A 16,227-nucleotide genomic window follows, 5' to 3' on the forward strand; every position below is an offset into this window, starting at 1 on the left:
AAAATATATTATACAAACCTTTCACTCTTCTTTTTCCAGTGGTTTCCCTATAAATTCAAATGCATAAATATGAGTTTTAGTTAGTTCGATAATATCTTTGATTAAAGCGTCTTCCGATTTTTCATAACCACTCGCAATCCATTGCATCATCAATCCATAAAAACCGTATGAAGTATAATGCTTGAACATGTCCATATTGACTGGCTGCTGATTGATCGTTTCAAATTTAAATTGCTCTTGATATATTTTTGTAATGGTTAGGGGCATACGTGTATGCAATCCAGGAATTGTATCTTCAACATTCAGCAGCTCGAAAAATAGTCGATGCTTGTAAATATAATGAATAATATTAAAGGATGGCGCTTTCAATTTCGTCGTATACACCTTTTCCCCATATAAGTAAGGTTCACCTACTGCGACTTCCAGACCATTCAACATCTGTTTGAGCAAATTTTCCGCTAACTCAAATTTATCTTGAAAATGCACATAAAAAGTACTACGGTTATAGCCAGCTCGTTCCACAATATCCTTCACTGTCAAGGCTTGAAACCCATGCTTTTTAATTAATTCGACAAACGCCTCATAAAAATGACGACGGGTTCTTTCCTGTCTTTGTGTCCATTTTGGCAATTTTACTTCCTCCCTTTTAGACATTTCGGGCAAATATGTCTACTAGTTAGACACTTGCTACGACATTAATGATTGTTTCCAATTTCAAGCGTTTTACAATAAAAGTACACCGTCATTTACGAAGTGTGCAAGAAAAAATTATGATTTAAGGGAGTGTCATATATGGGGAAATTACAAGATAAAGTCGCAATCATTACAGGTGGTGCTTCTGGTATTGGTGCCGCAACCGCTCAATTATTTGTAGCAGAAGGCGCAAAAGTAGTACTTGTGGACTTAAACGAGGAAAAAGGCCAAGCCTTTGCTGCCGAATTACAGGCAGCTGGTGCAAAGGCTATATTTATCAAAGCAAATGTAACAGACGAAAATGAAGTAGCAGCTATTTATCAAACAACAATTGAGACATTTGGCAAAATCGATGTCCTTTTTAATAATGCTGGAATTGGTCGTGTCACACCAACTGAGGAGCTTCCTTATGTGGAATGGCGTCAAACTGTAAATGTAGATTTAGATGGTGTATTTTTAATGGCGCAGGCTGCCATTAAAGAAATGCTGAAAGTGAATAGCGGTACAATCGTTAATACGGCTTCGATGTATGGTTGGGTTGGCTCACCAGGATCAGCCGCCTATAATGCAGCAAAAGGGGGCGTTATTAATTTAACACGTTCATTAGCATTGGAGTTTGCTACTCGTGGTATTCGTGTCAATGCCCTATGCCCGGGTTTTATTGATACACCGATTATTCCAGAAGAAAGCAAGGAGCCACTACGTCAAGTAACACCTATGCAACGCTTAGGACAACCAGAGGAAATGGCAAAAGCTGTTTTATTCATGGCTTGTGATGATTCAACCTTTATGACAGGTAACACATTAACTGTAGATGGTGGCTACACAGCCCAATAATTATGTCGTAAATAATCGCTTCCCCACAAGGGACAGCGATTATTTTTTGTGCTAGAAAAATTTGCAGTTTTTATCCATTTCCTGCAAACTATTACTAAAGCGAGCAAGAAAGGATGAAAACGACGAATGAAAAAATTAGTATGTACATTATTATTTTCCATTCTGATTGTAGCCAGTGCAGGCAATGTACAAGCTGCTGGCTTTCGAGATGTATCAGAGGATCATTATGCCTATGAAGCGATTGGATGGGCAGAAGAGTATGATATTGTCAACGGTTTTACAGATGGTACATTTAAACCAAATGCCACGATTACTGAACAGCAGTTGGCCAAATTGCTAGCTAATTTTTATGAGCTTGAATCACCCATCGATGAGTTAAAGAAACAGACTCCTACGGCAAACTGGTCGGATGAATTTTATAACCAACTCGCTAGCTATGGTGTACCTTTAAATGGTTATTTTGATAACCGAATTCGAGCGGCTACTGTGAAGCGCGGTGTCGTAGCACAAGCAATTGTTCATTTAGCTAGCGGGAAGAAAGGGTTAGATCACTCTATTCAATTTTTACTTGATACCTATATTTCTTCAGGGCAAAATCCACAGTATGAAGATCGAAATTTACAGAAGTTTTATGGCGTAACGAACAATATGACACGTGCACAAGTTGTCACGATGCTCTATCGCATGGATGAACGAAATTTTTATGAAATTTCAGCGGACGCACAGTCCATTCATGATAATGCCAACAATGTATCTTTAAGTACAAGAGCGAAAAATGCTCAAAACCAGCTCGATAAATCATTACAGCAAAATACCCCTAGTAAGAGTGCCTGGGAAGGCGTTTATACGTATTATTATAAATGGGGAAAAGGAACAAATGATTTTAATCGCCGCGATGCCATCATTTCCAATGCCACAAACAACAGCTTTTCTCTTGCTTTAACGGCGAATGATGGCACCGCTTCAGGTAGTGTCAATGGTACCGCCACAATCACAAGCAGTACGAAAGCCATCATGAATAAATCCTCTAATGGCAATCGTTGTGTCGTCGAGGTAGAGCGTTTATCTAATAACGCCCTGAAAGTGTCCGAGATTGATTGCCGTGCAGAGCGTAATGAAAGCACTAATTTCTCTGGTACATTAAAGAAACAATAGCTTGCAACAGAGTCTGATTCTTTCAGGCTCTTTTTTCATTGCCAAATGCTTCATAGCTAAGCTTGGCTATAGCAATAAAATCCTGTAAATAGGCATGCATATGCTTATCTTTATGCCATGCAATATCTGTATAAATGGGCGCTAGGTCGATTGTAGACGGTAGCTCCACTAAATTTCCACTTTCCAACTCTTTTTCTACAACCATTTTAGGCAAAAACGTGATACCTAAGCCTGCCATCACACATTGCTTTATCGCCTCAATACTGGCAAACTCAATCATTTGTGAAGGCAAGACACCTTCTTGCTGTAGCTGTGCTTCTAAATGATTCCGATAGGAGCACCCCATTTCTGTTAACAGCATAGTTTCAATTGATAGTTGTTGAGCAGATAAAGGCTGCCTGATTTTTTTAGAGGCACTGACAAAAACAAGCTGTTCTTGAATCAATCGTTCTCGCTGTAGCATGGCGGTTTCCTGATACGTATCTGTTATAAATGCAACGTCGAGTTTGCCTTCTTGTAATAGCTCCTTCCCAATGTCTGTCGTATGCACTGGCTTAAAAATGATTTTCACATGCGGGTGCGCCTGTTGAAATTGTTGTAAAATACTTGGCAATCGATAGACACATTGGCTCTCCTGCGCCCCCACTTTTAAGACAACATGCGCCTGTTCATTGGACATCGCTTTTTTCATATCATGATCTAGCTTTAGCATTTTTTTTGCATACTGTTGGAGATGTTTCCCCTCCTCTGTCAGGACAATGCGTTTTCCTAGCCGCTCAAAAAGAATAACACCCAATTCTTGTTCTAATGTTTTAATTTGGGCTGTAATACTGGACTGGGCATAGTCGAGACGCTGTGCTGTCTGGGTAAAGCTTAATGTTTCAGATGCCGTTAAAAACGTTTGGAGCTGCTTCATATCCATTCACTTAATCCCCTTCATTCGGATTTTCCGATAGATTTTACCGAAACATTCATAAAAATTGATAGTAAAATCCAGTTTACACTAGTTAGTAGTTGAAAGAAAGAAGTTGTGTCTCATGATTCATCGGAAATTCTGGACAACAAAGCAATGTCGAATAATGAACAGATATTATGTTAGCAGGTGTACCATACGACAATTTATATAGCCAAGGATTTACACATTGAGCCTCTCTACGATTTACGTCACGACGTTATGACTTTCTGATGCTCGAGAAAATTTTAAAAAACATGGTAATCGATTTAGCCAAACCGAGCGACAATAAAAGAACCTTTAATCAAATAAAAAGAAACGGATTTGGAAGCTACATATCGTCCAAATCCGTTTTTAAATCGCGGGAGAAAATTTTGTTCTTCTCTTTATATGTCTTTAACATAAGAGCATAAATGATCTTTTATAGTAGCTAACATACATCAGAAACAAAATGCTATTGTAAATCTTTTCGAAGACATTCAGCTGCAGACAACGCTGTTAAATCTTGAAGGATATCTCCTGGCTTGTTTCCTTCTCCTAAAATATACCCTTCAAAAGTTGTGCCAATAAAGTCAAAGATATGTTGAAACTGCTGAATCATTGGTAAACCTTTCATATAAGGTTGATCTCCACCAACTGCAATTACATAGGCTTTTTTAGAAGACATCATTGCTTTGAAATTAGGATAATTTGTGTCTCTTAAAGTTTGTGACCACCGATCAATAAAGTTTTTCATCGTCCCAGTCATGCTGTACCAATAAATAGGGGTCGAAAAAATAAGAATATCATGCGGGAGTATACGATCTATGATGGCGTTATAATCATCGTTTACTTCGGAAAATCCCCCCTCTGCATGCCGCTTATCTATTATTGGTTGAATGACATAATCCTTTAGATAAACTTCTTCAACATTTAAGCCTTGCGTGATTAATTTTGTGAGTGTCTCTACATTCCCATTCGGACGATTTCCACCGTAAATAACTGCTATTGACATATTGATTATCCCCTCTTCCTTAAAATTCCCTACTATTGTTTCCGAATGCTTATATCTTATTATGATTTTACAAATCGATAAAGATGATTATTTCGATAAAATAGATCGAAAAAATTGATTATAAAGAGGTTGCTAAATAGAAAATAAACAAGGATTACTTTCAAGCACGCTAAAAGGAGAGCTTTCACCCTCCCCTTTTAAAATCAAATCATATTTATGAAGCCTTTGTTTTGGATAGTTTTTAATGTGAGTCGTTCTCTAACATTATTTATTGAACCTTACAATGTGATCAATTGAAAGACGTGAAGATCCATAAGCTGGTGCAGCTGCTTCACCAATTGCTAATAATAGTATAGGTACTTCATTCGCAGGTAATTCCATGTACTCAGCAAATTTAGCTTTATCAAACCCACCCATTGGAACTGTATCATAACCCATTTCTTTCGCCAATAGCATTATTTGCATAGAAACTAAGCCAGCATCAAAGTGTACGATATTTTCTAATGTTTTTGTCGAAGCTGAGCCATACATTGTTAATGCGTCTTGAGCAAGCTTATTGGCAATTTCTTCTGGCATATAGCCTAATTCCACATTTTTTGCATAGATTTCCTTTGCATTTAAATACATTTCAGTATCACCAATGACAGCAATAATGGCAGAGGCTGTTTCGATTTGCTCTTGATTAAACGAAAAGAAATTAATATTCTTTTGAATTTCCCTATCATCAATGACAATAAATCGCCATGGTTGCATGTTACTTGAAGAAGGCGCTGAAGTAGCCTCTTGCAACAGCTGCACTATTGTTTCACGAGAAATTTTAGTATTAGCATTGTATTTACGAACTGATTTTCGCTCCTGCATAATTTGTTTTAATGGTGTAGTTGATAACATGTCATTTCCCTCTTTTTCAAAAAATTTAAACTGCTTTAATTATTACATTGATATTCCCCATTGTTGCCTTTGAATATGGGCACACTGTATGTGTTAACTCTAATAATTCCTGTGCTTCTTCCAATGCTAATCCTTCAATATGTCCTTCGATGTCAACAGCAAGCACATAGTCAAATGCAGCTTGTTCCATTAATTTGACTGTTACTTTAATTGTTGATGCGTTGTTTAGTTTTTTTTGGCGTTTAATTAAATCTAATGCACTATTAAAGCAGGCACTATAACCTGCCGCAAATAATTGCTCTGGGTTTGTAACATTAGCTAATTTTGAGCCTGGTGGTGCAATTTTTAAAGAGAGTGATTGATCCTCTGCATATGATGTGCCACTACGCCCACCATCATTAATCATTGTAGTTGAGTATAATTCTTTCATAATCGAAAACCCCATATCTATATTAGTATTTTAAATTGTGCACAATTTAATTTTCACAAATCGAATTGTACACAATTTAATTGCGTTTGACAAGTAGGAACTTTATTTTTAATATAAATATAATGAGAAGAACTTTAAGAGGGGATTTTTATGCCTAATCATTTAGATAATCAACTGTGCTTTCTTTTGTATGCAACATCAAAGGAAATTATTCGACAATACACATTATTATTGAAGCCATATGATCTAACTTATACAGGTTATATCACTTTATTAGCCTTGGAGGAAAACGAACAAATAACAGTGAAAGAATTGGGACAACGTTTATTTTTAGATTCAGGTACATTAACACCGTTGCTCAAAAAATTAGAGGCAAAGGGCTACATTTGTCGTGAGCGTTCCAAGGATGACGAACGACAAATGCAAATTTATTTATCAAAAGAAGGCAGTAATGTCCGTTGTATGCTACCAGAAGTGTCACGACAAGTAATGCAACAATCAAATATCTCAGAGCAGCAATTTATACAACTGAAAAATGTTCTTCAAGATATTATGCACAACGACTGGACAATGAAAGATAAAAAATAAAGTAATGAATATTGTAACCCTAAAACTTTAGATCCATGCTATAGCGGTATCACGTGACAATTATTTTTTAGTCAAAATAAAGAACCGTATTTGGAATTTGCTTATCTTCCAAATACGGTTCTTCAAACCTAGGCATTTTATCAGTTGCCATTAACAATTTATAAAATCACCGCTTAACTACCATTTCCCGCAATCCCCCTTTTTTAAGAATTTATCCCTGCCCCAATTACACAAACAAATCTAATAAATAACAATAAAAATCCTATTGGAATTAGAATACCTTCTGGAGCTACATTACTCCCTATCACCATAAAATCAAAAACTAAGTACACCTAATCTAATTGGTGTTGAAGCAATCATATATTTCTTCATTACTTTATTCCTTCATTTAACTATTTTTAGTGTGCAAAATTCAGATCCTGCCACCTACAATCAGAAGCTTTAAATATATTCTAAGACAATTATTTTTTATCGAAAAACAATAATTTTTTATCCTTTAACAACCATTTTATTATTGACATTTTAAATTTCAAATTATAAAATGACCAAAACCTTATATATAAATATGAAAGGGTGATTTTATGAACTATGAGGATTTGATGCAGCAAAAAGGTTTTATTTTTTTAGATAATATAGTAGAGCCTGGAACGAATTCATTGAGAATTTCTATTAAAAGAGCTTCTATAAGTTCTAAAAGCAAGGATGTAAATGTTGGTGAATATACATTATATGATGTCAACCCAATTGAAATTAATAAGACATTACCAGTAATACATATAGAATTTGATTCGTATGTAGCTTATTCTGTTTTCGATGAGTCATTTCATTTTGTAAATCCAGAAGATAAATTTATTGGTCATTCAGTACGTTTATTCTCAAAGTCTACCTATTTAGATTTTGTAAGTAATGGAACAATTGCTCAGGAAATATACTCCTACAAAGACCTAATTCATTACCAGATTGTTTGTCTTGACCATATAATAGATATTGTTTCTTTCGATAAACCTAGTGTTTTAAAAGAATAATAGACCCTAAAACAGTCAATGAAATATGTTGTCTGTTTTTTATTTTTATCAAAAGATATATTAATAAATATATAATTGTCAGAAGTATAAAAGATGTCTCAGAGCTACTTAGATCAACACGAAATACAAAAACGACCTAAAGCTTTAAGCTATTAGGTCGTTTTCGTCTATGCTTCTACAGAGATGTGCTGGAAGGTTGTCACATCAAATAATCCTGTATCTGTTAGTTTTAGTGCAGGAATGACTGGTAATGCCACAAAAGAAAACGTCAGTAGAAAATGGAAATCTAATGTTGGGTTGAGCGTCTTTAATGCACTATGCAAGCCTGCTAGCTGTTCCTTTGCTTGCTGAGCAGGGGCATCTGTCATCAAGCCGCCAATGGTTAAGGGCATCTCCGCTAGAATTTTGCCATCTGCTACAATCACAAAGCCCCCTTGGATTTCTTGAATGCGTGAAAGAGCAAGTATCATATCCTCATCGTTTGTCCCTACGACCAGGGCATTATGTGAATCATGTGCTACAGTTGTGGCTACTGCCCCTTTTTGTAAACCAAAGCCTCTGACAATGCCTAAGCCTGTCGTGTGTAAATGATGGTGTCGTTCAATGACGGCTAATTTCAGTAAATCTTGTTCTACAGATGGTTCAAAAACGCCTTCTTTCACAGGTACATCCATTACTACATGATTGGTAATGAGCTGATTTGGAACAATCTCCATAACATTAGCCTTCGTACCCTTTGTGAAAGCTAGTTGTAGCCTATCCTTTGTAATGGCTGGTAAATGCACTGATTGGTGGATATGAGCAGGAACAATTAGCTCTTGACGACTTGTCAGCATTTCCCCATTTTCAGCAACCTTTCGACCATTTTTCCATACAGCCTTTGCCTGCATCGTCGACAAATCCTCGACTAACACAAAATCTGCCTTATAGCCTGGGGCAAGTACCCCTCGATCAAATAAACGATAGCATTCTGCTGTGTTCACAGTTGCTAACTGGATTGCCTGTAATGGTGTCATCCCTTCGGCTATTGCCATGGCTATATCATAATTGATGCTGCCTTCATCGATTAACTCATCCACATATTTATCGTCTGTACAAAAACCAAAACGACGAGCATTATGTGGCTGAACAGCCGGTAATAAATCACGTAAATTTTTAGCTGCTGAGCCTTCTCGAATCAGTACATACATCCCTTGCTCTACACGATCAATGGCTTCTTCGGCTGTCACACATTCATGATCTGTCAGTATGCCTGCAGCGCGATAGCCTGTAATTTGTTCGCTCTGTAAGCCAGCACAATGCCCATCGATTACTAGGTTTGCTTGCTGTGATAATAAAATTTTCTGAAGCATGCCCTCTTCCCCATTTAATACGGCTGGAAAATCCATGACTTCTGCCAAGCCACGAACTTGTTCATGTTTTAGAAATGACGCTAAATCCTGAGCTGTTAGTGTCGCACCAGCATTCTCAAACTGTGTACCAGGTACGCTTGATGGCAGCATCACAAAAATATCCATATCCGCTTTTTGTGCATCATCAAGCATAAATTGGATGCCTTCCGCTCCTGCGACATTGGCGATTTCATGTGGATCTGTGATGACTGTGGTAATACCATGAGGTAGTAAAACTCGACTAAATTCACCCGGCGTTAGCATGGAAGATTCTATATGTATATGACCATCAATTAATCCAGGAATGACGTAGCTTCCTGCTGCATCCTGTTCCTGTTTTGCCTGAAATTTGTGGTTGTGATCCAGTGCCACAATCGTACCATTGTTCACAACAATATCTGCCTTTTTCCACGTTAACGTATAAACATCGGCCACTTGAGCATTTCTCAGTATGAAATCTGCCTCTAATTTCCCTTGAGATGATAAGATATTTTGCGTTAACTGCTGTAATTTTTTTGTCATAGCCTATACTCCTTTTTCTTTTAAGAACTATCATGCCTGAAAAATACCGTTCATTGCAAGTATTTATAGTAGTACAGTAAAAAACGACCATCCATCAATGGTCGTTCGAAAATTCTAGCTCTTTTGGTGGTTGCCCCTTTTTATTCATCAAGCGCATGCGAATAGGTTCAATTTTCAAGGTCACCATTTCGTCCTGATTACCAACGAAGATACTCGTAAAAAATTCAGCTAGTTTATTTTTTAACCCCTCTTCATGGACTTCCGTAAGCTGTCCCTCTATTTCAACATACGTATCCCCAAAGCCTTCATTTTCATAGCCATATAAAATATGGGTATAGGGATTTTTACGAAGTTCTTCCATTTTCTCTGAATGTTTATTCGTTACCGTATATAATACAAAGTCCTCATGTTGAAACGTCATATAACGAGAGTATGGTTTTCCATTTTCTACAGTCGCCATCGTTCCAATCTTTTCTCGATTTAAAACTTCTAAAATTTCATCACGTACAGAAGTCATTTCATCCCATCCTTTCATCTACATATCTATTTTGCCCTCTCCTCAAAAAGCTAAACCGCCTTTTTTTGAAAAATGTGAAATGACAATTTTCGGCCATATTGAAAATCTATTTGTTATAATAATTGGATGGATAATAGGAATTTTCAGATAAATGAGGGTTAAAAAATGAAACAAGCTTTCTTTACGCGCTGTTTGTTTTTCATAACAGGCATTATCGTGCTATCTTTTGGCATTACATTAACAATTAAAGGGCAGCTTTTTGGCGTTGGCTCTTGGGATGTACTACATATTGGCTTAACAAAAACACTGGGTTTAACAATCGGCACTTGGTCCATTATATTGGGACTTGCCATTTTAGCATTTGATATGCTGATCACAAAAAAATTTCCATTACCAGGGACCTTTATTGATATGTTTTTAGCAGGCATTTTTATTGATATATTTAATTATTGGTTGCCAGATATCGATGGATTTTGGATGCAACTTGTCTCCTATCTTACAGGGTTAGTTTTATTAGGCTGGGGTTGCGGTATGTACATGGTAGCCAATTTGGGAATCGGTCCACGTGATACGTTAATGTTAATGATGGTCCATAAGCTTGGCTGGAGTGTTACACGTTCTCGTACAACAATGGAAGTGACTGTCGCTGTTATTGGCTTTTTACTAGGTGGCCCTATTGGAATTGGTACAGTCATTATGGCATTTGGGCTTGGACCAATTGTACAATTTGCCTTAACCTATAATGAAAAATTATTTATGAGATGGACTGGCGTGAAAAGCGCTGTCGTATAAGCTTACAAGACAATGCAAAAATGCATTGTCTTTTTTTATACAGTTGCAATATACAGTCCAACTATATATAATCAAACTATATAGTTGGACTGTATAGTTGAGGTGACCTAATGAAAAAACATAAATTACTGCCTTTATCAGAAACCATGCATTATATTTTACTTGCTCTACGTGAACCGTTACATGGCTATGCAATGATGCAAAAAATCGAGGAAATGAGCGCTGGCAGTGTGAGAATTGCTGCTGGCACCATGTATGGGGCAATAGAAAATTTGTTGAAATATCATTGGATTACTCCTGTTGCAACCGAGGATTCTAGACGCAAGGTGTATCAAACAACCGCTGAAGGGCTAAATATATTAGCAGCCGAGCAACAGCGATTGCAACGAATTTTATCTTTATATGAGGGAGCTGATGAACATGATAAAGTTTAAAATCTTTTTTGATATTGAAAAGGAAGAACAATGGTTAAATCAAATGTTATCCCAAGGCTTAGTTTGCACAAACATAAATTCAGCAGGCTTTTATACATTTAAACATACTACAGATCTTGAACAAGTTATCCGAATTGATTATCAGCAAGATCTTCGAAAAAAAGAGCAGCCCAACTATAAGCAATTACATGAGGATTTTGGGTGGCGCCCTTTAAAAGAAAAGTCGTATGATGGAACCTACTATTGGTTAAAAAGGAAAGATGGCAACGATGAATTATTTTCGGATAATGATTCGTATATTGCTAAATATAAACGTTTAATGCAGCATGCAAGCCATTGGGCGTTACTCTCTTTTCTTTTGTTAATGATTTTGTATGCCAATGATGGCTTCGAATCCTTTTTCAGTATAAAAGCTGCCTATTATACACCTGGCTTATGGAATAAAGAAGGTTTAGTATTCCTTTTTGCTTTTTTATTTGAAACACCCTTTGCCCTTATGCGCTTTATTCCACCTTGGCTATTTTTAGCAACATGTGGGATGTATGTAGTCGTTTATTATCGTTATCGGAAATCTATACAGCAGCTGTTATAGAAAATACCAAGGAGCCACTTACATAGCGTAAAATGGCTCCTCTTTCCTCTATGCTTCTGGTTCAGCACCGTTTTGTCCTGTTGCTTCTATCACTTCTGGTGTACCATCCACAGTATCATCTTCTTGTACATTTTCAGCAGGTGGTGGTGTAATCGTTGCTAATGTAAAGTCATCCTCTTGTAAAATTTCAAATGAAAACTGCCCACGAATATCTCCTACATAAAGAGACGTGCCGATCGCTACATTCGTAACATCAATTTCTATAGTTTCTGGAATTTCGGTTGGCTTCACTTTGATGCGTACCTCACGATTTGGCTGTAGCAGGAAACCGCCATCCGCAACACCAACAGCATGACCAGTCACTGTTACTGGAATGTCCACTTCTAGCTCCTCTGACATATTGATGGACTTAAAATCAACGTGTTTAACATTACCCTTTAATGCACAACGTTGTACTTCTGTTAATACAGCATTAATTCGTTTTCCTTCTACATCTAGTTGAAAAACACTTTTCGTACCATGTGCAGCTAACATTTTTGCAAAGGTTCTAGCATCTAACGTAATAGCTGTTGATTCCATTTGAAAGCCGTAGACAACACCAGGAATGTCCCCATTTTGTCGAAGCTGTGTTAATGAAGATTGTCGTCCTTTTTGACGTTTACTGGCAGTTAAAACCATATTCATCGAATATTTCCCCTTTCATGGAAACTAGTCTCATAAAAGGTTTTGCCTTTTCTGTTGTATTTTATACCTACATTGTTTGATGAAAAAACGGATGATAAACTAAAAAACACCTCCTTTGTCCAGATAGCAAAGGAAGTGCCGTATTTCTTAATACAGAGCTATTTTTTTATTTAATAACCCATGTAATTCATGCAATTTTTTAATTTCATAATGTGGTTCAATGTCGCTCGTGTTTTCAACATTACGGATGTTAAACCAGCATGTATCGATCCCTGATAGTAAACCACCTTTTATGTCTGACGTCAAAGAATCACCGATAATAAGCGTCTTAGCTTTATCAAAATGATCAATCCGTTCAAAAACATAATCAAAAAAGGCTGGCATCGGCTTTTGATAGCCCGTTTGCTCCGAAATAAAGATACCCTTAAAATATTGTGCTAAATTGGCATCCACTAATCGTTTATTTTGTGTCATCGTGATGCCATTTGACACAACATATAAATGATGACTTTCGGCTAATTGAGCAATGACTTCATAAGCCCCATCCACATAATGATGTGCCTCCTGTAAATATTTTTGGAATAGCGATTCAAAGTAGACGCCATCAACCTCTATCCCAAATTCTTTTAAAGCAATTGCAAATCGTGTATTATATAGTGTATTTTTTGTTACTTCCCCACGCTCAAAAGCTCGCCACATCGTCTCATTTATCTCCTTGTAACGGGCAATCATCTCTGGCGTAGTAGCTATGTTTTCCTCTTTAAACATGCGGTCCAGCGCAGCATTTTCAGCTAAATCAAAATCTAGTAACGTATCATCCACGTCAAACAATAGTGTCTCATATTTTGTCATATCTGTTCCCACTTTCTTCGATGCATTGTGACTATTTACTCTCTACCATAATAACGTTTTTTATAAGAAATAACAGTAAAATGTCCTATAACAGAATATTAGGACATCAATGCGCTTTAACTCTTCAATTGCTAGCCAAATGGAACGATGAACATTTTCCTATATTGGGTAAAAAAATGTTCGTCTAGTCCTAAAATAGCCCATTCGGTAATTTCATATTTGAAATTTTCGATGAATATGAGACAATAGAATGCTAGAAAGGAAGATGTACGAAAGATGACGACCTTACAAAAAATAACACCTGTCTTTGATCCATGGGAAGCGTATTTAGATGTGGAACAGCATGGACAAATGACACTATCAAATATTGAATTTACAACTACTAATCTTTGCAACATGCGCTGCGCTCACTGTGCAGTAGGCTATACATTACAAAGTAAAGACCCTGAGGCACTACCTATAAACTTAATTTTACAGCGATTAGACGAGATACCTCATTTAAAAACACTCAGCATTACAGGTGGAGAACCGATGATGAGTAAAAAGTCTGTCCAAAACTATGTATTGCCGCTTTTAAAATACGCACACGAACGAGGCGTACGGACACAAATCAACTCCAACTTAACATTAGAGCCAGCTCGTTATGTATTGATTGCACCTTATCTAGATGTCCTTCATATTTCTCATAACTGGGGAACGATTGATGAATTTGTAGAAACCGGCTTTGCCATGATGGAGCGTAAACCAACTTATGACCAACGTGCAGCTTTATTCCAACGCATGATTGATAATGCTAAAATGCTAGCTGAGCATGGTGTTATGGTATCTGCTGAAACGATGTTAAATAAAAAAACATTGCCTTATTTAGAGCATATCCATCATCAAATCATTGAGGAAATGAAGTGTGCGAGACATGAGGTACACCCAATGTACCCATCAGACTTCGCAAGTGCACTTAGTTCTTTATCATTAGAAGAAACGCGTGAAGCCATTCACCATCTACTTGATATTCGTGATGAAAATACATGGATGCTATTTGGCACACTCCCATTCTACCCTTGCAGTAGGAATGAAGAGGATCAAAAGTTGCTGCACCGTCTGCGCACAGCGAAGAATGTCACAATGCGAAATGACCCAGACGGTCGTTCTCGATTAAACATCAATATTTTCACAGGCGATGTGATCGTTACAGATTTTGGTGATACACCAGCACTTGGCAATATTGTGCATGACGAGCTACCAGCCATTTTTGATAAATGGATGACAACTGACTTAGCAAAATCACTTAACTGCCACTGTCCGGCAGTCAAATGCTTAGGGCCCAATGTTCTTGTGAAAAATATGTATTATCAAGATGCCGCATTTGTGAGTGGCTCTGCTCGCATATAAATGTTTTCCAGTAAGTACAATTAAATATAAATAGATAAACTCCATTTTGACCAAAGTTTGATCCAAGAAGAGTTTCACTAAATTGCTTATTTTTTTAGGCTTTACTTAATTTATATTTTTTATAATTTGTTCAACAAGGTATAAAAAAAAATGAATGGTCTATACTATTAAAGATTTCACTTCAAATCCAATGACTGGGAGGGTTAACCCGATGAGTGCGATTGATCGATAACTCAGAAGGACCATCAAAGCTGAGTAAAGTACAGTTTTCTTAGGAATATCTTAAGATCCTATACGGAAGCGAGGCAGTGTGTCATGGAGAAAAAAATGTAGTGGTAATCAGACCCGGAAATTTATTTCCGGGTTTTTCTATGTTGTGTGCAAGCCAATGGCCAATAAAAAATCACCTCGACGACTACATAAACGAGGTGATTTTATCAAGCTTTATTCGTTCTATATTAATTCCTTTGCCAGGAATTTATAGGTATTCAAACGACTTTCTAGTTCATATTGATTACAATTCAGCATGACTTCATCGAAACCATACTTCTCTTGCTCAGCGATTAAAAATGCAGCAATGTCTTTTGGTGTCCCAACAAGATTCGCCTTACGGTTATTATCAATTGTCATTTTATCCATTTCCGACAACGGATAATCCTTTGCTTCTTCTGGTGACATCGTTTGAATGATTTGCCCCTTCATCAGTTGAAGACGAGAGATATCAATTGGTTTTGCCAAATATTCCGCTTCTTCTAAAGTTGGTGCAACAGTTGCTGCATATGTCACAATAATTTGTGGCTTTTCCATATAATAAGAAGGCGTAAAATAGGATTTATAGGCATCAAAAATATCCTTCGACATATTGCCAGTGAAGAATTGTGCATATGAATAGCCTACTCCAAGCTGTCCAGCCTGCATAGCACTTTGACCACTTGATCCTAGTAACCAAGCCTCTGGTAATGAAATATGAGCAGGGGCTGCGATGACTTGATCATAGACATGCTCCCCTGTTTTTTGATTATTCATCAGTTTTAAAACGATTTCGAGCTTATCATACTGTTCCGTGAAGCGTTGACGTCTTCCCTCTGCTAATGCATAAATAGCGGCATGGTCGCCACCTGGCGCTCTACCTACACCAAAATCAATCCGATTCGGTGCTAAACCAGATAATGTCTTAAATACCTCTGCTAGCTTATAAGGCGAATAATGCATCATCATAACGCCACCTGTGCCAATGCGAAGACGTTTTGTTTTCGCAGCTAAAAAAGCGGCGGTCACTTCAGGAGCTGAACTTGCTAGTGACTGACTATTGTGATGTTCAGCTAGCCACATACGATGAAAGCCAAGTTCTTCACCTAGTAGTGCCAGTTGTTCTGTACGTTGGAAGGCTTCCTCTGCAGAATGACCTTTTGGAATGGGCATTTGATCTAACATACTTAATCTCATTTAAAACATCCTCTCTGTCTCTAAGCTCCCCCTTTTACTGTAA

At 37.2% G+C, this 16,227-nt stretch carries 18 protein-coding genes; 8 read left to right on the forward strand and 10 right to left on the reverse strand.

Features of this window, described 5'->3' with window-relative positions; genetic code table 11:
* Positions 1 to 21 precede the first annotated feature (21 nt).
* A complete protein-coding gene (locus V6670_RS13150) occupies positions 22 to 630 on the reverse strand; it encodes a TetR/AcrR family transcriptional regulator (protein WP_338651372.1) in 609 nt (202 codons plus the stop codon).
* Positions 631 to 792: 162 nt separating this feature from the next.
* Here V6670_RS13150 and V6670_RS13155 point away from each other — a divergent pair, with 162 nt between their 5' ends.
* Together V6670_RS13155 and V6670_RS13160 are read left to right on the forward strand one after the other, a co-directional pair.
* Complete coding sequence (locus V6670_RS13155; RefSeq protein ID WP_338651373.1) at positions 793 to 1,530, forward strand: SDR family NAD(P)-dependent oxidoreductase; 738 nt, start codon at positions 793 to 795, stop codon at positions 1,528 to 1,530.
* A 126-nt stretch (positions 1,531 to 1,656) separates the two neighbouring features.
* Positions 1,657 to 2,685: an S-layer homology domain-containing protein gene (locus tag V6670_RS13160; protein ID WP_141903707.1), complete on the forward strand. Its 1,029-nt coding sequence runs from the start codon at positions 1,657 to 1,659 to the stop codon at positions 2,683 to 2,685.
* A 22-nt stretch (positions 2,686 to 2,707) separates the two neighbouring features.
* On the opposite strand, the gene V6670_RS13165 is transcribed toward V6670_RS13160, so the two are convergent.
* From V6670_RS13165 to V6670_RS13180, 4 genes are all read right to left on the reverse strand, one after another.
* A complete protein-coding gene (locus V6670_RS13165; protein ID WP_338651374.1) occupies positions 2,708 to 3,607 on the reverse strand; it encodes a LysR family transcriptional regulator in 900 nt (299 codons plus the stop codon).
* A gap of 484 nt (positions 3,608 to 4,091) precedes the next feature.
* Positions 4,092 to 4,631: a flavodoxin family protein gene (locus V6670_RS13170; protein WP_141903705.1), complete on the reverse strand. Its 540-nt coding sequence runs from the start codon at positions 4,629 to 4,631 to the stop codon at positions 4,092 to 4,094.
* Between the two features lie 264 nt (positions 4,632 to 4,895).
* Positions 4,896 to 5,522 (reverse strand): nitroreductase family protein, encoded by a 627-nt coding sequence (locus V6670_RS13175; RefSeq protein ID WP_338651375.1) that lies wholly within the window; start codon positions 5,520 to 5,522, stop codon positions 4,896 to 4,898.
* 25 nt (positions 5,523 to 5,547) lie between these two features.
* Positions 5,548 to 5,952: an Ohr family peroxiredoxin gene (locus V6670_RS13180; RefSeq protein WP_338651376.1), complete on the reverse strand. Its 405-nt coding sequence runs from the start codon at positions 5,950 to 5,952 to the stop codon at positions 5,548 to 5,550.
* A 150-nt stretch (positions 5,953 to 6,102) separates the two neighbouring features.
* Between V6670_RS13180 and V6670_RS13185 the strand changes: the two genes are divergently transcribed.
* Together V6670_RS13185 and V6670_RS13190 are read left to right on the forward strand one after the other, a co-directional pair.
* A complete protein-coding gene (locus V6670_RS13185) occupies positions 6,103 to 6,540 on the forward strand; it encodes a MarR family transcriptional regulator (RefSeq protein ID WP_058844559.1) in 438 nt (145 codons plus the stop codon).
* Between the two features lie 581 nt (positions 6,541 to 7,121).
* The gene (locus V6670_RS13190) at positions 7,122 to 7,565 is read left to right on the forward strand and encodes a hypothetical protein (protein WP_338651377.1); all 444 of its coding nucleotides are present in this window, start codon (positions 7,122 to 7,124) and stop codon (positions 7,563 to 7,565) included.
* 167 nt (positions 7,566 to 7,732) lie between these two features.
* Here V6670_RS13190 and ade read toward each other — a convergent pair whose 3' ends face one another.
* Together ade and V6670_RS13200 are read right to left on the reverse strand one after the other, a co-directional pair.
* On the reverse strand, positions 7,733 to 9,478 hold the full coding sequence (gene ade, locus V6670_RS13195; RefSeq protein WP_338651378.1) for an adenine deaminase: 1,746 nt from the start codon (positions 9,476 to 9,478) through the stop codon (positions 7,733 to 7,735).
* 94 nt (positions 9,479 to 9,572) lie between these two features.
* A complete protein-coding gene (locus V6670_RS13200; protein WP_101966783.1) occupies positions 9,573 to 9,995 on the reverse strand; it encodes a pyridoxamine 5'-phosphate oxidase family protein in 423 nt (140 codons plus the stop codon).
* Positions 9,996 to 10,160: 165 nt separating this feature from the next.
* Here V6670_RS13200 and V6670_RS13205 point away from each other — a divergent pair, with 165 nt between their 5' ends.
* The 3 genes from V6670_RS13205 (at position 10,161) to V6670_RS13215 (ending at position 11,813) form a co-directional block, all read left to right on the forward strand.
* Positions 10,161 to 10,787 (forward strand): YitT family protein, encoded by a 627-nt coding sequence (locus V6670_RS13205; protein WP_338651379.1) that lies wholly within the window; start codon positions 10,161 to 10,163, stop codon positions 10,785 to 10,787.
* Between the two features lie 110 nt (positions 10,788 to 10,897).
* The gene (locus tag V6670_RS13210) at positions 10,898 to 11,221 is read left to right on the forward strand and encodes a PadR family transcriptional regulator (RefSeq protein ID WP_058844556.1); all 324 of its coding nucleotides are present in this window, start codon (positions 10,898 to 10,900) and stop codon (positions 11,219 to 11,221) included.
* Positions 11,208 to 11,813 (forward strand): DUF2812 domain-containing protein, encoded by a 606-nt coding sequence (locus tag V6670_RS13215; RefSeq protein WP_338651380.1) that lies wholly within the window; start codon positions 11,208 to 11,210, stop codon positions 11,811 to 11,813. Before V6670_RS13210 ends, V6670_RS13215 begins: the two co-directional genes overlap by 14 nt.
* A gap of 48 nt (positions 11,814 to 11,861) precedes the next feature.
* Here the strand turns inward: V6670_RS13215 and V6670_RS13220 are convergent, their stop codons facing one another.
* Together V6670_RS13220 and V6670_RS13225 are read right to left on the reverse strand one after the other, a co-directional pair.
* Positions 11,862 to 12,497 carry a 50S ribosomal protein L25/general stress protein Ctc gene (locus V6670_RS13220; protein ID WP_141903698.1) on the reverse strand — a complete coding sequence of 212 codons (636 nt, stop codon included), beginning with the start codon at positions 12,495 to 12,497 and terminating at the stop codon, positions 11,862 to 11,864.
* 147 nt (positions 12,498 to 12,644) lie between these two features.
* Positions 12,645 to 13,349, reverse strand: coding sequence for a YjjG family noncanonical pyrimidine nucleotidase (locus tag V6670_RS13225; RefSeq protein ID WP_338651381.1), 705 nt, complete (start codon positions 13,347 to 13,349; stop codon positions 12,645 to 12,647).
* Between the two features lie 276 nt (positions 13,350 to 13,625).
* Here V6670_RS13225 and yfkAB point away from each other — a divergent pair, with 276 nt between their 5' ends.
* Positions 13,626 to 14,738, forward strand: coding sequence for a radical SAM/CxCxxxxC motif protein YfkAB (gene yfkAB / locus V6670_RS13230; protein WP_338651382.1), 1,113 nt, complete (start codon positions 13,626 to 13,628; stop codon positions 14,736 to 14,738).
* A gap of 453 nt (positions 14,739 to 15,191) precedes the next feature.
* Here yfkAB and V6670_RS13235 read toward each other — a convergent pair whose 3' ends face one another.
* A complete protein-coding gene (locus V6670_RS13235; RefSeq protein ID WP_338651383.1) occupies positions 15,192 to 16,184 on the reverse strand; it encodes an LLM class flavin-dependent oxidoreductase in 993 nt (330 codons plus the stop codon).
* Between the last annotated feature and the right edge of the window lie 43 nt (positions 16,185 to 16,227).

It is taken from the genome of Lysinibacillus sp. Y5S-8, from assembly GCF_036894365.1.
GTDB classification, from domain to species: Bacteria; Bacillota; Bacilli; order Bacillales_A; family Planococcaceae; genus Lysinibacillus; species Lysinibacillus fusiformis_D.

Coding starts and splice junctions, on each gene's coding strand:
- V6670_RS13225 (WP_338651381.1), bottom strand. CDS start 13,349: ATGACAAAATATGAGACACTATTGTTTGACGTGGATGATACGTTACTA.
- V6670_RS13200 (WP_101966783.1), bottom strand. CDS start 9,995: ATGACTTCTGTACGTGATGAAATTTTAGAAGTTTTAAATCGAGAAAAG.
- V6670_RS13215 (WP_338651380.1), top strand. CDS start 11,208: ATGATAAAGTTTAAAATCTTTTTTGATATTGAAAAGGAAGAACAATGG.
- V6670_RS13175 (WP_338651375.1), bottom strand. CDS start 5,522: ATGTTATCAACTACACCATTAAAACAAATTATGCAGGAGCGAAAATCA.
- ade (WP_338651378.1), bottom strand. CDS start 9,478: ATGACAAAAAAATTACAGCAGTTAACGCAAAATATCTTATCATCTCAA.
- V6670_RS13190 (WP_338651377.1), top strand. CDS start 7,122: ATGAACTATGAGGATTTGATGCAGCAAAAAGGTTTTATTTTTTTAGAT.
- V6670_RS13205 (WP_338651379.1), top strand. CDS start 10,161: ATGAAACAAGCTTTCTTTACGCGCTGTTTGTTTTTCATAACAGGCATT.
- V6670_RS13180 (WP_338651376.1), bottom strand. CDS start 5,952: ATGAAAGAATTATACTCAACTACAATGATTAATGATGGTGGGCGTAGT.
- V6670_RS13185 (WP_058844559.1), top strand. CDS start 6,103: ATGCCTAATCATTTAGATAATCAACTGTGCTTTCTTTTGTATGCAACA.
- V6670_RS13235 (WP_338651383.1), bottom strand. CDS start 16,184: ATGAGATTAAGTATGTTAGATCAAATGCCCATTCCAAAAGGTCATTCT.
- V6670_RS13220 (WP_141903698.1), bottom strand. CDS start 12,497: ATGAATATGGTTTTAACTGCCAGTAAACGTCAAAAAGGACGACAATCT.
- V6670_RS13210 (WP_058844556.1), top strand. CDS start 10,898: ATGAAAAAACATAAATTACTGCCTTTATCAGAAACCATGCATTATATT.
- V6670_RS13165 (WP_338651374.1), bottom strand. CDS start 3,607: ATGGATATGAAGCAGCTCCAAACGTTTTTAACGGCATCTGAAACATTA.
- V6670_RS13160 (WP_141903707.1), top strand. CDS start 1,657: ATGAAAAAATTAGTATGTACATTATTATTTTCCATTCTGATTGTAGCC.
- V6670_RS13170 (WP_141903705.1), bottom strand. CDS start 4,631: ATGTCAATAGCAGTTATTTACGGTGGAAATCGTCCGAATGGGAATGTA.
- V6670_RS13155 (WP_338651373.1), top strand. CDS start 793: ATGGGGAAATTACAAGATAAAGTCGCAATCATTACAGGTGGTGCTTCT.
- yfkAB (WP_338651382.1), top strand. CDS start 13,626: ATGACGACCTTACAAAAAATAACACCTGTCTTTGATCCATGGGAAGCG.